This window comes from Streptomyces sp. NBC_00310 (assembly GCF_036208085.1).
Classification (GTDB): Bacteria; Actinomycetota; Actinomycetes; order Streptomycetales; family Streptomycetaceae; genus Streptomyces.
In genome coordinates this window covers 5,617,800-5,632,752 of sequence record NZ_CP130714.1, presented here as the reverse complement: position 1 = coordinate 5,632,752, position 14,953 = coordinate 5,617,800, and the positions used below count along the sequence as shown (strand labels likewise).

The window sequence follows — 14,953 nt, the reverse complement described above, 5'->3', positions numbered from 1 at the left end:
CGGAGCGGCTGCGGCATGTTGCGGTGGAAGCCTTTGTCAGCGGTGAACAGTGTTTCCGTAGCGGTCCCCACGAATGGGGCGGGATTAGCTTCCAGTCTACCGGTAGCGCCGACCGTGATGGGGGTTTGCCGGTACCTGAGTCCGCATGTGCCGCCCTGAACCGGTCTCTCCCGACTCCCCATATGCGGAGCGGGGCTCCAAGAGGCTCACAGCGGCACTCAGCGCTTCCGGGTGTCAACCCTTTGCTACTCCCGGGTCAGGTCGACGTTCGCAACCGCATGCGAGCGTCCGCGCCGGAGCGCACCGTCGTCCGCAGACCCTCGAAGGACGCCCGGTCACGAGCGCGGAGGCGCCCGGAAATGTGACTACGGTCACCCGTAGGTATCGCCGGGACCGGTGCTTCCCGGGGCGCGCAGGGGCCCGTAGCGTCGAGCGGCTCCGCCGGGGCCGTGGACCTTGAGCAGCCGCACGGTGCCGTGGCCGAGGTCCTCGTTGAGCCGGGCGACGAGCTGAGGGGCGAGCAGCCGGACATTCGTCGCCCACGCCGTCGAGTCGCACCGCACGTGCAGGACCCGCTCGTCCTCGTCGTACCGCTCCGGTACGCATCGTCTCGCCAGGTCGTCGCCGACGATCTGCGGCCAGCGACCCATCACCCCGCCGACGGCGGCCGGCGTCTCCCAGCCCCGCTCGGTGATCAGGCGGTTGATCGCGGGGCCGAGGGGCATCGGGTCACGGCCGTCGGCACGCGCGCCGGAGCGCAGCCCGCCACCGCGCCTGGCCTGCTTCTGCTGCTGGGTGGCCTCGCCTCGCGCGCGTGCCGCTTCCTTCGCGGCGCGCAGCGCCACGCGCGCGAGGTCCACGCCGGAGGGCTCGGGAGGCTTCTGGGCTCCCTCGGATCCGCTCATGCGCGCTCCACCGTCCCGTCGGCCACGGAGTACCGCGTCTCCGTCAGTACGTCCGGTACGTCGTCGTCGACGGCTGCGGTCACCAGGACCTGCTCGCCCGGCGCGACCAGCTCCGCCAGGCGCTCCCGCCGACGAGCGTCCAGCTCGGCGAAGACGTCGTCGAGGATCAGCACCGGCTCGTTGCCCTCGGCCCGCAGCAGGTCGTAGGAGGCGAGCCGCAGGGCCAGGGCGTACGACCAGGACTCGCCGTGGGAGGCGTACCCCTTGGCGGGCAGCTGCCCGAGTTTGAGCAGCACATCGTCCCGATGAGGGCCTACAAGGGTGACGCCCCGCTCGATCTCCTGCTTGCGGCTCTCGGCGAGGGCGGCCATCAGCTGCTCGTACAGCTCCTCACGCGCGTGGCCGACGATGCCGGGCGAGGAGGGCTTGTACTCCAGACTCACCGGGCCGCCGCCGGGTGCCAGTTGCTCGTACGCCTTGTCGGCGAGCGGCTGGATCGAGGCGACCAGGTCCAGGCGCTGGGCGAGCAACTCGGCTCCCACGCGCGCGAGGTGCTGGTCCCACACGTCGAGCGTGGACAGGTCCATGGAGCGGCCGCCGTGCCGACGGGCCAGCGCGGCCGTCTTGAGGAGGGTGTTGCGCTGCTTGAGGACCCGCTCGTAGTCCGAGCGCACGCCCGCCATCCGCGGAGCCCGCGCGGTGATCAGCTCGTCGAGGAAGCGCCGCCGCTCACCGGGGTCGCCCTTGACCAGCGCGAGGTCCTCCGGCGCGAACAGCACCGTCCGCACGATGCCGAGCACATCACGCGGTCTGACCTGCGACGACCTGTTGATACGCGCCCGGTTCGCCTTGCCGGGGTTCAGCTCCAGCTCGATCAGCTGCTGCCGCTCGCCCTTCCGCACCTGCGCCCGGATCACCGCCCGGTCGGCGCCCATGCGGACGAGTGGCGCGTCCGACGACACCCGGTGGCTTCCGAGGGTCGCGAGATAGCCGACCGCCTCGACCAGGTTCGTCTTGCCATGCCCGTTGGGGCCCACGAACGCGGTGACGCCCGGGTCGAGCGGGACCTCGACCCGGGCGTACGAGCGGAAGTCGGCCAGCGACAGATGCGTGACGTGCATGGTCGGGTGCCGACCTCCCCCAGGGTTGTGGACCGCCGTGCGGCCCTGTGGACGACTTCTCGTCGACCGTAGTGTGTTCGTTCTCGTCTTCTGTGCCGCGGGTTACTTCTTCTCGACCGCGTGGCCGCCGAACTGGTTCCGCAGCGCCGCGATCATCTTCATCTGCGGAGAGTCCTCCTGGCGCGACGCGAACCGCGCGAAGAGGGAGGCCGTGATCGCGGGCAGCGGCACGGCGTGGTCGATGGCGGCCTCCACCGTCCACCGGCCCTCGCCGGAGTCCTGTGCGAACCCCTTCAGCCCGTCCAGGTGCTCGTCCTCGTCGAGGGCGTTCACCGCCAGGTCGAGCAGCCAGGAACGGATGACCGTGCCGTCCTGCCAGGAACGGAAGACCTCGCGGACGTCCGTCACCGAGTCGACCTTCTCCAGGAGCTCCCAGCCCTCGGCGTACGCCTGCATCATCGCGTACTCGATGCCGTTGTGGACCATCTTCGCGAAGTGCCCGGCGCCGACCTTGCCCGCGTGCACCGCGCCGAGATCGCCCTCGGGCTTGAGCGCGTCGAAGACCGGCCGCACCTTGGCGACGTTCTCGGCGTCACCGCCGTACATCAGCGCATAGCCGTTCTCCAGGCCCCAGACTCCGCCGGAGACACCGCAGTCGACGAAGCCGATGCCCTTGGCCGCCAGTGCCTCGGCGTGCTTCTCGTCGTCCGTCCAGCGGGAGTTGCCGCCGTCCACGACGACATCTCCCGGCTGGAGCAGCTCGGCCAGTTCGTCGACGGTCGACTGGGTGGCGGCGCCGGCCGGGACCATCACCCACACGACCCGCGGGCCCTTGAGCTTGCCCACCAGCTCTTCGAGGCTGTGAACATCGGCGAGATCCGGGTTCCGGTCGTATCCGATGACGGTGTGGCCTGCGCGGCGTATCCGCTCGCGCATGTTGCCGCCCATCTTGCCGAGGCCGACGAGACCGAGCTCCATCAGTTGTTCCTTAGGTTGCGACGTGGCATGAGGGCACCTGCGTACCCAGCACGAGCCTAAACCCGGACGCTCACGCACACCTGTGGGCATACCCGCTCAAACGTATGCCCCGACCTGCGGCTTCGCACCGAGGGCCCGGTGCTCCACCGGGCCCCGCGGAGCTGTGGACACCCTCCGGCGCCTCGGCCGGGGCGGTGTCCGGCCGGTCAGCCGCTGAGCCGCACCGGCATGATCAGGTACTTGTAGGCCTCGTCCGCCTCGGCGTCCACGGCCGGCTTGCCGCTGAGCAGCGCGGGCTTGGTGGACGTCGTGAACGACAGCTGCGCCACCGGGGAGTCGATGGCGCTCAGGCCGTCCAGCAGGAACGTCGGGTTGAAGGCGATCGAGATGTCGTCGCCCTCCAGCTGGGCGTCGACCCTTTCCACAGCCTGTGCGTCGTCGCTGGAGCCGGCCTCCAGGATCAGCACGCCCTGCTCGAAGCTCAGCCGCACCGGGGTGTTCCGCTCGGCGACCAGGGCCACACGCTTGACGGCCTCCACGAAGGGGGCGGTCTCGATGACGGCCACGCTGTTGAACTCCGTCGGGAACAGCGTGCGGTACTTCGGGAGGTCGCCCTCCAGCAGCCGCGTGGTCGTCCGACGGCCCGCGCCCTCGAAACCGATCAGGCCCTCGCCCGAGCCCGAGCCGGAGAGCGCCAGGATGACGCTGTCGCCGCTCGTGAGGGCCTTGGCGGTGTCCAGGAGCGTCTTGGCGGGCACCAGTGCGACCGCGGACGCCTCGGGGTTCTCCGGCTTCCACAGGAACTCGCGGACCGCGAAGCGGTAGCGGTCGGTGGAGGCCAGCGTGACCGTGTCGCCCTCGATCTCGATGCGCACACCGGTGAGCACGGGCAGCGTGTCGTCGCGGCCGGCGGCGATGGCCACCTGGGCGGCGGCGGAGGCGAAGACCTCACCCGGGACGGTGCCTGTGGCGTTCGGCATCTGCGGCAGGGACGGGTACTCCTCCACAGGCAGTGTGTGGAGGGTGAACCGCGAGGAGCCGCAGACCACGGTCGCCCGTACACCGTCCGTGGAAATCTCCACCGGGCGGTTGGGGAGAGCGCGGCAGATGTCGGCAAGGAGCCGGCCGGAGACGAGCACCGTGCCCTCCTCGTCGACCTCGGCCTCCACGGAGACCCGCGCGGAGACCTCGTAGTCGAAGCTGGAGAGGCTCAGCTGGCTTTCCTCGGCCTTCAGAAGGAGGCCGGCGAGGACCGGCGCCGGCGGACGGGCCGGGAGGCTGCGCGCCGCCCAGGCCACTGCCTCCGCGAGTACGTCGCGTTCCACCCGGATCTTCACTGTTGCCGCCTCCTGCTGTTGCCGGCGCTTCTCGCCCTGCCTGGCTTCGTCGTCTGTCTCGGTGTCGCTGATTCCGGTGAGGGGAAGGACACCGGGGAACAGTCTGACGCACACCGCTGACACTCGGAGCCTCTCGGGGTCAAGTCGTGACGAGGCGCGGTCGGGCAGCCCAGAGCGAGTTGTGCACAGGACCCACTTCGAAACGGATTCCCAGCTCTCTCTAGTTGTCAGTAGTAGTAGGGCCTGTGGAAACCGTGGATAACCCCGTTTTCGCAGCTCAGGCGGCAAATTTTGTCCACCGGGCCTGTGGGCGGAGGCGGTGGACAACCGGGGGTATCTGTGGAGAACAGAAAGTTCTGCACACACCGTGCACAGCCCGGGGGTACTTCTCCCCAGCGGCGTCCCCAGGTTTACCCACCTTTCCCACAGCCCAACCAGGCAACTTCGTGTGACGCCTTTCACTCGACACGGTGAGAAGGCGCGTTGGCTTGCCGAACAGTGGACAGGCATGTGGAGAAGCCGACGATCACTGGGGACAACCGGCCGCAGCCTGTGGGCCGTCGGTGGACAACTCCGTCCACAGTCTGTGGATCCCCATTTCGTCCACAGCCTGTGGAAAACTTTCGTCCACGAATCCACAGGGGGTTGACCTGGATCGATGATCCCGCAACCGCCTGCCCTGTGGACACGATCTGCATAACTTCCCGGTCCCCAGGGTGTGGACGGCAAAAAGTCCCCGAATCTGTGGAGGGAGGCCGTAACGCGGCAGGTATTCGAACACCCGATGACGGTGCGGCGACGGACGAAGCCTCCCCGGAACGCCGAAGGCGCCCTCGGGAACTCGTCCCGGGGCGCCCTCAGCGACGTACGACGGCCTTCTGTCAGCCGTTCTTGATGCGGTTCGTCAGCTCCGTCACCTGGTTGTAGATGGAGCGCCGCTCGGCCATCAGCGCGCGGATCTTGCGGTCGGCGTGCATGACGGTGGTGTGGTCACGGTTGCCGAACTGCGCGCCGATCTTGGGCAGCGACAGGTCGGTCAGCTCACGGCACAGATACATGGCGATCTGGCGGGCGGTGACCAGGGCGCGGCCGCGAGAGGTGCCGCAGAGGTCCTCGACCGTGAGCCCGAAGTAGTCGGCCGTGGCGGCCATGATCGCGGTGGCGGTGATCTCGGGGGACGCGTTCTCGCCGCCCGGGATCAGGTCCTTGAGGACGATCTCGGTCAGACCGAGGTCCACCGGCTGCCGGTTGAGCGACGCGAAGGCCGTCACCCTGATCAGCGCGCCCTCCAGCTCGCGGATGTTGCGCGAGATCCGGGACGCGATGAACTCCAGTACCTCGGGCGGGGCGTTGAGCTGCTCCTGCACCGCCTTCTTGCGGAGGATCGCGATACGCGTCTCCAGCTCCGGCGGCTGGACATCGGTGATCAGACCCCACTCGAAACGGTTCCGCAGCCGGTCCTCCAGGGTCACCAACTGCTTCGGCGGCCGGTCGCTGGAGAGCACGATCTGCTTGTTCGCGTTGTGGAGCGTATTGAAGGTGTGGAAGAACTCCTCCTGCGTCGACTCCTTGTCCGCCAGGAACTGGATGTCGTCCACGAGCAGGATGTCCATCTCCCGGTACCGCTTGCGGAAGCTGTCGCCCTTGCCGTCGCGGATGGAGTTGATGAACTCGTTGGTGAACTCCTCCGAGCTCACGTACCGCACCCGCGTGCCCGGATAGAGGCTGCGCGCGTAGTGCCCGATCGCGTGCAGCAGGTGCGTCTTGCCGAGCCCCGACTCCCCATAGATGAAGAGGGGGTTGTACGCCTTCGCCGGCGCCTCGGCGACGGCCACCGCGGCCGCGTGCGCGAAACGGTTCGAGGCGCCGATGACAAAGGTGTCGAAAAGGTACTTCGGATTCAGACGTGCCGTCGGCTCACCCGGACCGGGTGCCGGCGCGGGCTGCGCCGCCAGCGGGCCGGGGGCGCTACTGGCCGGTCCACCCCGGTGCACATGCCCCGAGCCCGGACGCGGCTCGGGGCGCTCGCGCCGGTCCGGCCGCGGATAGTCGGAGTCGGAACCCTGCCGGTCGTACTCGGAGCGCTGCTGGTCGTACGGCGGCCGGTCCATGGACTGCGAACGGTAGTCCGACGACGGCGAAGCGTACGGGTCCCTCTCCGGGAACCCGAGCCGCTGCTGCTGCCAGCCGTAGTCGTCCTGCGAAGGCCGTGGCCAGGCGCCCGGCTCGGGCCGCTGGTACTCGGACGGATACGCGGGGCGCGCGGTCGGAAGCTGGTCGGAGCGGCCGGAGGGGTGCTGGTCCGAGCGAGGGGGCGGCAGCAGGTCACCGGGCCCGCCGCTCAGCTGGTCGCCGCGTCCCGGGCCTCGGTCGTCGGCCCGGTGGCGGCCGTACCCCTCGTAGGGGGCGCGGGCCGGGCCGTCGTATCCGTTCTGGTTCTCGTACGCGTTCTGGTTCTCGTACCCGCCGCGGGCGTCGCGCCCCTGGCTGTCGTACGCGTCCCTGTTGTCGTAGGCGTCACGGCTCTGGGACGGGACGGAGGGGAGCTCGGGCTCCTCGAAGCGGTGCCGGGTCGGAGGGGGCGCGGGCTCGCCGACGGAGCTGTCCACGGTGATCGCGATACGGATCGGCCGGCCGCACTCCCGGCTCAGGGTCTCGCTGACGATCGGCGCGAGACGGCCCTCGAGTACGCCCTTCGCGAACTCGTTCGGGACGGCGAGAAGAGCCGTGTCCGCGACCAGTGCGAGCGGCTGGCAGCGCTTGATCCAGCGCTCGTCCTTCACCTCGACGCCCTGACCGTGGCCCTCACCGAGGAGCTTCTCCAGTACTCGTGGCCACACTGCGGCAAGATCGGCAGGTACGTCAGCCACAGGGCACGCTCTCTCACAGGTCCCACGAACGTGTGGTTCTGGGACAGGTTGGTTTGGAACTCGGGTGGGGCGCTCGAAACGAGGTGCTGGTGGGTGGGTCGGGTCCCAGCAGCCAAAGGAAAGGGAACGAATCGGAGTTCAGTCACGGTAGTCACGGCGACCGGTACGGTTCAAGTTGTTGTCCCCAGCCTGTGGATAGTGTCTCCCTGTGGCCTCCGGTTTGACCGAATGGCGCAGCCGCGCGTACCGTAACCAGGTCGAGTTGTCGATGGCTGCTGCCGCCTGCCTCCGATGGGCACAGATCGCGTCAGGTGATCGGACAGCGGTGCACTCGGGCGTTTATACGAGCTACTCGTGGGCGCACGGTGACAGCCAGGACGGCACCCGCAAACACCGATTTCTTTCTGGAGCCCCCGAGTGAGCAAGCGCACCTTCCAGCCGAACAACCGTCGTCGCGCGAAGACCCACGGCTTCCGCCTGCGGATGCGTACCCGTGCCGGTCGCGCGATTCTCGCGAACCGCCGCAGCAAGGGTCGCGCCAGCCTGTCCGCCTGATCCCGATCAGGTCATGACGTCGTGCTGCCTACCGAGCATCGGCTGAGGCGGCGCGAGGACTTCGCGACCGCGGTACGACGAGGACGCCGGGCCGGACGCCCACTCCTCGTCGTTCACCTACGTAGCGGTGCCACGGACCCGCACGCGCCTGGGGAGAGCGCTCCCCCGACGCGTGCGGGTTTCGTCGTGAGCAAGGCCGTCGGTGGCTCGGTCGTACGCAACAAGGTGAAGCGCAGGCTTCGCCATCTGATGCGCGATCGAGTCGCCCTGTTTCCCCCCGGTAGCCTGGTAGTCGTACGAGCGCTGCCCGGAGCGGGTGACGCCGACCACGTACAACTGGCCCAAGACCTGGATGCCGCCATAGGGCGGCTGCTGGGAGGGGGCGCACGATGAAGTACCCGCTGCTGGCGCTGATCAAGCTGTACCAGTGGACGATCAGTCCGCTGCTCGGGCCGGTCTGCAAGTACTACCCGTCGTGTTCCCACTACGGCTATACGGCCATCGACCGGCACGGTGCGATCAAGGGAACGGCACTCACAGCCTGGCGCATCCTGCGGTGCAATCCGTGGTCGCTCGGCGGTGTGGACCATGTCCCGCCGCGCAAGCGCCCGCGGTGGCACGAGATGTTGCGTGGCACGTGGCGCGCACGCAAGGGCGGGTCCTCCGCCGCCGAACCGGCCACCGAGGGGCATGTTCCTTCGAGCCCGGCCGCCGAGAGCCCGTCCCATGCCCAAGGAGCATGATTAGTGGACACGATTGCCAGCCTCTTCAGCTTCATCACGACACCTGTCTCCTGGGTCATCGTCCAGTTCCACAAGGTGTACGGCGCCCTCTTCGGCGATGACACCGGGTGGGCCTGGGGCCTGTCCATCGTGTCCTTGGTGATTCTGATCCGTATCTGCCTGATCCCGCTCTTCGTGAAGCAGATCAAGGCGACCCGGGCGATGCAGACGCTGCAGCCCGAGATGAAGAAGATCCAGGAGCGCTACAAGAACGACAAGCAGCGTCAGTCCGAAGAGATGATGAAGCTGTACAAGGAGACGGGCACCAACCCGCTCTCCTCGTGCCTTCCCATCCTGGCGCAGTCCCCGTTCTTCTTCGCGCTGTACCACGTGCTCAACAGCATCGCGAACAACGACACCATCGGCTCGATCAACCAGAGCCTGCTGGACAGCGCGCAGAAGGCGCACATCTTCGGTGCCCCGCTGGCCGCGAAGTTCACGGACAGCTCCGCGGACGTCACGGCACTCGACGCCTCGCTGACCACGGTCCGCATCGTGACCGCGGTCATGATCGTCCTGATGTCGGCTTCGCAGTTCTACACGCAGCGTCAGCTGATGACGAAGAACGTCGACACCACGGTGAAGACGCCGTTCATGCAGCAGCAGAAGATGCTGATGTACGTCTTCCCGATCATGTTCGCCGTCTTCGGCATCAACTTCCCGGTCGGTGTCCTCGTCTACTGGCTGACCACCAACGTGTGGACCATGGGCCAGCAGATGTACGTCATCCACAACAACCCGACCCCGGGCTCCAAGGCCCAGGCGGCTTACCTGGAGCGCCTCCTCAAGCACGTCACGCGGCACGGCAAGACCCGCAACCGCCGTGAGCGCGCCATCGTCAAGGCGATCGTGGCCAAGGGCCGTGACCGCAACGAGCACGAGCGGAAGTTCATCACGGGTCTGGGCAAGGAGGGGCTCGCGGCCCAGGGTGACGGCACCGTGCTCAAGAGCGAGGTCTCGACCGTCGCGACGGCCGAGGACGGTACGCCGGCGACCCCCAGGCGCCAGCAGCCCAAGCGTCAGACCAAGGCCCAGCGTCAGTCCGGTGGTGCGAAGACCGCCGACGACGCCGAGCCGGAGACCGAGCCCATCTCGCTGAGCAAGTCCGACGAGCCGGAGGACGCCAAGCCGGCGGCCGCTGCCAAGAAGGCCGCGCCCAAGCCCGGTGCCGGTGGCCGCAGCAAGGCTCAGTCCGGTCAGCGCAAGGGTCAGCAGCGCCCCAAGTCCCCGTCCAAGAAGTAAGAAGGAGCCCATCCCGTGACGGAAGGCACCACCTCCGCCGCCTCCGAGGGTGGAGACACCCTCACCCGCCTGGAGCAGGAGGGTGAGATCGCGGCGGACTATCTGGAAGGTCTGCTGGACATCGCCGACCTCGACGGCGACATCGACATGGACGTCGAGGCCGATCGTGCCTCTGTCTCGATCATCAGCGACTCCGGCGGCCGCGATCTGAACAAGCTCGTCGGCCGGGAGGGCGAGGTGCTCGAGGCGCTCCAGGAGCTCACGCGCCTGGCCGTGCACCGCGAGACCGGCGACCGCAGCCGACTGATGCTGGACATCGCCGGCTATCGGGCCAAGAAGCGCGCCGAGCTCTCCGAGCTGGGCGCCAAGGCGGCGGCCGAGGCCAAGAGCACCGGCGAGCCCGTGAAGCTGAAGGCGATGACGCCCTTCGAGCGCAAGGTCGTGCATGACGCGGTCAAGTCCGCGGGCCTGCGCAGCGAGTCCGAGGGCGAGGAGCCGCAGCGCTTCGTCGTCGTGCTGCCTGTCTGATTCGGTAGGTACGTTCCTCCGGCCCCGTCTGCCCGCAGACGGGGCCGAACTTTGTCAGCCTGTTGTTCTGATGTCAGCGCCCCAGTGCGCCCTTGCGGTACGGAAGGACGGTCCCCGTGACGGAGTCAGCGGAGCTCCCCCCTGCGCCCGAGCAGGCGCGCGACGTATTCGGCGATCGCTATGCGGACGCGGTCCGGTACGCCGAGCTCCTGGCTGAGGCGGGTGTGCAGCGAGGGCTCATCGGCCCGCGAGAGGTACCCCGCCTGTGGGAGAGGCATCTGTTGAACTGCGCGGTGCTCTCCGAGGTCGTGCCGGAGGGGGTGACGGTGTGCGATGTCGGTTCCGGTGCCGGGCTGCCGGGCATTCCGCTGGCCCTCGTCCGGGAGGATCTGAAGATCACGCTGCTGGAGCCACTGCTGCGGCGCACCAACTTCCTGACCGAGGTGGTCGAGCTTCTGGGTCTCGACCACGTGACAGTCGTCCGTGGCCGAGCGGAAGAGGTCCTCGGGACATTGCAGCCGGTCCATGTGGTGACGGCTCGGGCCGTGGCCCCGCTGGACCGACTGGCCGCCTGGGGCATTCCGCTGCTGCGCCCGTACGGAGAGATGCTGGCGCTCAAGGGCGACACCGCGGAGGAAGAGCTGAAAAGTGCCGCCACAGCCCTGAGCAAGCTCGGTGCGGTGGAGACCTCCATCCACCACGTCGGTGAAGGCGTGGTCGATCCACTGTCCACGGTCGTCCGCGTGGAGGTCGGAGAGAGCCCGGGCGGTGTGCGCTTCGCGGCGAAGAGGGCAAAGGCGGCCCGGACCGGGCGGGTACGCCGACGCCGCTAGGCACTGATCTGGACGTTCACAGATCCGTCCTGACGACGATGAGTACTCCACACAAGCTTCCCAACCTATGCATCTCGGAGTGTCGCGCGATCGTGGGCCGTGCCGCTAGGCATCGTGTTTCACGTGAAACGTCGCTCACTGCTGCACGGCATCATCAGCCGTGGCCGCGCCGCGGCCGAACCGCGCGACCGGAAGCCTCTTGGGTCACTCGGAGAGGTAACGGAGTTTTCCACAGAGGTGGAATTCTCCACAGAACACCAGGCCTCACTGGTTCACGACCCCGAAGGCATGGGAGGCTCTGTTCATTGCGAGCCTGAAGTCGAGGAGAGTGAATCCTTGCGGTCCGACGCCAACATCGCGGGACCGATGACCGATCCGGTCCCCGGTCCCCGTACCGAGTCGATGGGGGACGATGTTTCACGTGAAACACCGCCCCCGATGGACGACACTCCCATCGGTCGTGCTGCCCAACTGGCGGTAGAGGCTCTGGGCCGTGCCGGCGAGGGACTGCCCCGGCCCGAGCAGACCAGAGTCATGGTCGTCGCCAACCAGAAAGGCGGCGTCGGAAAGACCACGACGACGGTCAACCTCGCCGCTTCGCTGGCTCTGCACGGCGCCCGGGTCCTGGTGGTCGACCTCGATCCTCAGGGCAACGCGTCCACCGCGCTGGGAATCGACCATCACGCCGAGGTACCGTCCATCTACGACGTGCTGATCGACAGCAAGCCGCTGTCAGAAGTCGTGCAGCCCGTTCCTGATGTCGAGGGTCTCTTCTGCGCCCCCGCCACGATCGATCTCGCCGGTGCAGAGATCGAGCTGGTGTCCCTGGTGGCACGAGAGAGCCGACTGCAGCGAGCGATTCAGGCGTACGAGCAGCCCCTGGACTACATCCTCATCGACTGCCCGCCCTCGCTCGGACTGCTGACGGTGAACGCGTTGGTCGCCGGCCAGGAAGTCCTGATCCCGATCCAGTGCGAGTACTACGCGCTGGAGGGCCTCGGGCAACTGCTCCGCAATGTCGATCTGGTCCGGGGGCACCTCAACCCCGTCCTTCATGTGTCGACCATTCTGCTCACCATGTACGACGGCCGGACGCGCCTGGCGTCCCAGGTCGCCGACGAGGTGCGCACCCACTTCGGCGAGGAGGTGCTGCGGACGAGCATTCCCCGCTCCGTCCGTATCTCCGAGGCGCCGAGCTACGGGCAGACGGTGCTGACCTACGATCCAGGATCGAGCGGTGCCCTCTCCTACCTTGAGGCGGCACGAGAAATCGCGCTGAAGGGCGTGGGTGTCGGATACGACCCGACGCACGCCCATATCGGTGCTCAGAACAATCCGAGTGTGGTGGAGGGGATCCAGTGAGTGATCGACGGAGGGGGTTGGGCCGTGGTCTCGCCGCACTGATCCCAGCGGCCGCGACAGGAGAGAAGGAGTCCCCGCCAGCCGGAGCGCCCGCACCACAGGCGGCGACTTCTGTCTTCACCCCTGAGCGTGGGTTGGCGGCTTCGAAGGTGGTGACTCTCCCGCCTGTTTCACGTGAAACAGAGGAGCTGTCGCCGAACGGCGCGGCGGAACTGCCCGCAGCGCCCATCGGTGCCTACTTCGCCGAGCTGCCTCTCGACTCCATCACCCCGAACCCGCGCCAGCCGCGTGAGGTGTTCGACGAGGACCTTCTCCAGGAACTGGTTACCTCCATCAAGGAGGTCGGCCTTCTCCAGCCCATCGTCGTACGGCAGGTGGGCCCGTCCCGCTACGAGCTCATCATGGGTGAGCGGCGGTGGCGAGCCTGTCATGAGGCCGAGTTGGAAGCGATCCCCGCGATCGTGCGGGCCACGGACGACGAGAAGCTCCTCCTGGACGCGCTCCTGGAGAACCTGCACCGTGCCCAGCTGAACCCGCTGGAAGAGGCGTTCGCCTACGACCAGTTGCTCAAGGACTTCAACTGCACGCACGACCAGCTGGCGGACCGTATCGGTCGGTCCCGCCCGCAGGTCTCCAACACCCTGCGTCTGCTGAAGCTCTCGGCGGCGGTCCAGCGCCGTGTGGCCGCCGGTGTTCTCTCCGCCGGGCATGCCCGGGCGCTCCTCTCTGTCGAGGACTCGGAGGAGCAGGACAAGCTGGCTCACCGGATCGTGGCCGAGGGACTGTCGGTTCGAGCGGTCGAAGAGATCGTCACACTCATGGGCTCGCACCCGAAGAGCACCGCACGGTCCAAGGGGCCCCGGGCCGGCTCCGTGCCCTCCCCGGCGCTGGGCGAACTCGCAACCCGGCTCTCGGATCGCTTCGAGACGCGCGTGAAAATCGATCTGGGCCAGAAGAAGGGCAAGATCACCGTGGAGTTCGCCTCCACGGAGGACCTTGAGCGGATCCTGAGCACGCTCGCCCCGGGCGAGAAGCTCGCTCTCCAGAAGAGCCTCCTGGACGACGACTCGGAGGAGACGGAGGCCTGAGCCTCCGAATGACAGGAGGCCTGCGGCCCGTCGACCGCATGAGCGGGCTGTGTCCGATGTATACCGGACACAGCCCGCTCTTTGCTTTGAGGCGGTATCGAGGCAATCACATCGTGGATACGATGCGTTCGGGTATCGCGCATCGGCCTGGCGGATCTTCTTGGAGAGGCGGGGGCATGCGAACCGTGAGCCGTTCCGGACTGGTGACCGCAGGCCTGGGACTCGGCGCGGTCGGCGGATTCGTCGGCAGTCTGCTCAGGGAGCGGAGCGCTCTGACAGCCGCTCGCGACGCTGCGGGCGAAGGAAGCGAGGAACAGCCTTCATGGGGCGTCGGCTCGTACCGCTCACGCTGGACAACCTTCAGGACCTTCCCAAGCGCTGTCGCTCGTGTGTCTTCTGGGAGTTGGACCCAGTCAGCGGCGAGGCCGCGGTAAAGGGGGGCACCCCCGCACTGGAGAAGGAAGCCTGGATCTCCGCCGTCCTGCTGGACTGGGGGTCCTGCGGCCGGGTCGTCTACGTGGACGAGGTGCCGGTGGGCTTCGTGCTGTACGCGCCTCCGGCTTATGTGCCCCGCTCCACGGCGTTCCCCACGAGTCCGGTGTCGCCTGACGCGGTCCAGTTGATGACCGCCTTCATCATGCCGGGCTACCAAGGGCAGGGGCTGGGTCGTGTGATGGTCCAGACGGTGGCCAAGGATCTGCTGCGACGGGGCTTCAAGGCCATCGAGGCTTTCGGTGACGCCCGCTGGGAGGAGGCGGCGTGTGTCCTTCCAGCCGACCATCTGACGGCCGTGGGCTTCAAGACGGTCCGCCCTCACCCCACCTATCCCCGGCTGCGGTTGGAGCTGCGGACGACGCTCTCCTGGAAGGAGGACGTCGAAATGGCTCTGGACCGACTTCTGGGAGCAGTCCAGAAGGAACCGGCGTTGCGACCGCTCTAAAACGAAGGGGCCGACCCGCTTGGGTCGGCCCCTTCATGTTTCACGTGAAACATCACTCGGCGATGAAGTCCTCGAGGTCCCGCACGATCGCCGCCTTGGGCTTGGCGCCGACGATGGTCTTGGCGACCTCGCCGGCCTGGTAGACGTTCAGCGTCGGAATGGACATGACGCCGTACTTGGCAGCCGTGGCCGGGTTCTCATCGATGTTGAGCTTGACGATCTCGATCTTGTCGCCGTACTCCTGGGCGATTGCTTCGAGGGACGGCGCGATCTGGCGGCACGGACCGCACCAGGCGGCCCAGAAGTCCACCAGGACGGGCTTGTCGTTCTTGAGGACGTCCTGCTCGAAGGAGTCGTCGGTCACGTTCTTCAGAGTGCCGGCCACTGAGGGCTCCTAACTGGTTGGTGCGGT

General features: G+C 67.6%; 15 protein-coding genes. 9 read left to right on the top strand and 6 right to left on the bottom strand.

Translation table 11 applies throughout. From position 1 onward, the window contains the following. Positions 1 to 371 precede the first annotated feature (371 nt). From OG202_RS24720 to dnaA, 5 genes are all read right to left on the bottom strand, one after another. On the bottom strand, positions 372 to 905 hold the full coding sequence (locus OG202_RS24720) for a DUF721 domain-containing protein (protein WP_327728787.1): 534 nt from the start codon (positions 903 to 905) through the stop codon (positions 372 to 374). After that, complete coding sequence (gene recF, locus OG202_RS24715; RefSeq protein WP_327728788.1) at positions 902 to 2,026, bottom strand: DNA replication/repair protein RecF; 1,125 nt, start codon at positions 2,024 to 2,026, stop codon at positions 902 to 904. The genes OG202_RS24720 and recF overlap by 4 nt, the downstream gene beginning before the upstream one ends. Before the next feature lie 102 nt (positions 2,027 to 2,128). Beyond that, positions 2,129 to 3,004 (bottom strand): phosphogluconate dehydrogenase (NAD(+)-dependent, decarboxylating), encoded by an 876-nt coding sequence (gene gnd, locus OG202_RS24710; protein ID WP_327728789.1) that lies wholly within the window; start codon positions 3,002 to 3,004, stop codon positions 2,129 to 2,131. Between the two features lie 206 nt (positions 3,005 to 3,210). Beyond that, on the bottom strand, positions 3,211 to 4,341 hold the full coding sequence (gene dnaN, locus OG202_RS24705; protein WP_327732179.1) for a DNA polymerase III subunit beta: 1,131 nt from the start codon (positions 4,339 to 4,341) through the stop codon (positions 3,211 to 3,213). An 881-nt stretch (positions 4,342 to 5,222) separates the two neighbouring features. Beyond that, positions 5,223 to 7,211, bottom strand: coding sequence for a chromosomal replication initiator protein DnaA (gene dnaA, locus OG202_RS24700; RefSeq protein WP_327728790.1), 1,989 nt, complete (start codon positions 7,209 to 7,211; stop codon positions 5,223 to 5,225). A 417-nt stretch (positions 7,212 to 7,628) separates the two neighbouring features. Between dnaA and rpmH the strand changes: the two genes are divergently transcribed. From rpmH to OG202_RS24655, 9 genes are all read left to right on the top strand, one after another. Beyond that, on the top strand, positions 7,629 to 7,766 hold the full coding sequence (rpmH, locus tag OG202_RS24695) for a 50S ribosomal protein L34 (RefSeq protein ID WP_005482975.1): 138 nt from the start codon (positions 7,629 to 7,631) through the stop codon (positions 7,764 to 7,766). Between the two features lie 21 nt (positions 7,767 to 7,787). Continuing rightward, positions 7,788 to 8,159: a ribonuclease P protein component gene (gene rnpA / locus OG202_RS24690; RefSeq protein WP_078853524.1), complete on the top strand. Its 372-nt coding sequence runs from the start codon at positions 7,788 to 7,790 to the stop codon at positions 8,157 to 8,159. Then, positions 8,156 to 8,509 carry a membrane protein insertion efficiency factor YidD gene (gene yidD / locus OG202_RS24685; RefSeq protein ID WP_257543242.1) on the top strand — a complete coding sequence of 118 codons (354 nt, stop codon included), beginning with the start codon at positions 8,156 to 8,158 and terminating at the stop codon, positions 8,507 to 8,509. The genes rnpA and yidD overlap by 4 nt, the downstream gene beginning before the upstream one ends. A 3-nt stretch (positions 8,510 to 8,512) precedes the next feature. Beyond that, positions 8,513 to 9,790 (top strand): membrane protein insertase YidC, encoded by a 1,278-nt coding sequence (yidC, locus tag OG202_RS24680; RefSeq protein WP_327728791.1) that lies wholly within the window; start codon positions 8,513 to 8,515, stop codon positions 9,788 to 9,790. A gap of 15 nt (positions 9,791 to 9,805) precedes the next feature. Further along, positions 9,806 to 10,318, top strand: a complete 513-nt coding sequence (locus OG202_RS24675) for a Jag family protein (protein ID WP_326580727.1) — start codon at positions 9,806 to 9,808, stop codon at positions 10,316 to 10,318. 116 nt (positions 10,319 to 10,434) lie between these two features. Further along, positions 10,435 to 11,151: a 16S rRNA (guanine(527)-N(7))-methyltransferase RsmG gene (gene rsmG / locus OG202_RS24670; RefSeq protein ID WP_326580729.1), complete on the top strand. Its 717-nt coding sequence runs from the start codon at positions 10,435 to 10,437 to the stop codon at positions 11,149 to 11,151. Between the two features lie 288 nt (positions 11,152 to 11,439). Beyond that, on the top strand, positions 11,440 to 12,513 hold the full coding sequence (locus OG202_RS24665) for a ParA family protein (protein WP_326585726.1): 1,074 nt from the start codon (positions 11,440 to 11,442) through the stop codon (positions 12,511 to 12,513). Continuing rightward, positions 12,510 to 13,601 carry a ParB/RepB/Spo0J family partition protein gene (locus tag OG202_RS24660; RefSeq protein WP_327750234.1) on the top strand — a complete coding sequence of 364 codons (1,092 nt, stop codon included), beginning with the start codon at positions 12,510 to 12,512 and terminating at the stop codon, positions 13,599 to 13,601. The genes OG202_RS24665 and OG202_RS24660 overlap by 4 nt, the downstream gene beginning before the upstream one ends. A gap of 322 nt (positions 13,602 to 13,923) precedes the next feature. Further along, positions 13,924 to 14,541: a GNAT family N-acetyltransferase gene (locus OG202_RS24655; protein ID WP_327728793.1), complete on the top strand. Its 618-nt coding sequence runs from the start codon at positions 13,924 to 13,926 to the stop codon at positions 14,539 to 14,541. A 52-nt stretch (positions 14,542 to 14,593) separates the two neighbouring features. On the opposite strand, the gene trxA is transcribed toward OG202_RS24655, so the two are convergent. Next, positions 14,594 to 14,926, bottom strand: coding sequence for a thioredoxin (trxA, locus tag OG202_RS24650; protein ID WP_005482961.1), 333 nt, complete (start codon positions 14,924 to 14,926; stop codon positions 14,594 to 14,596). Positions 14,927 to 14,953 lie beyond the last annotated feature (27 nt).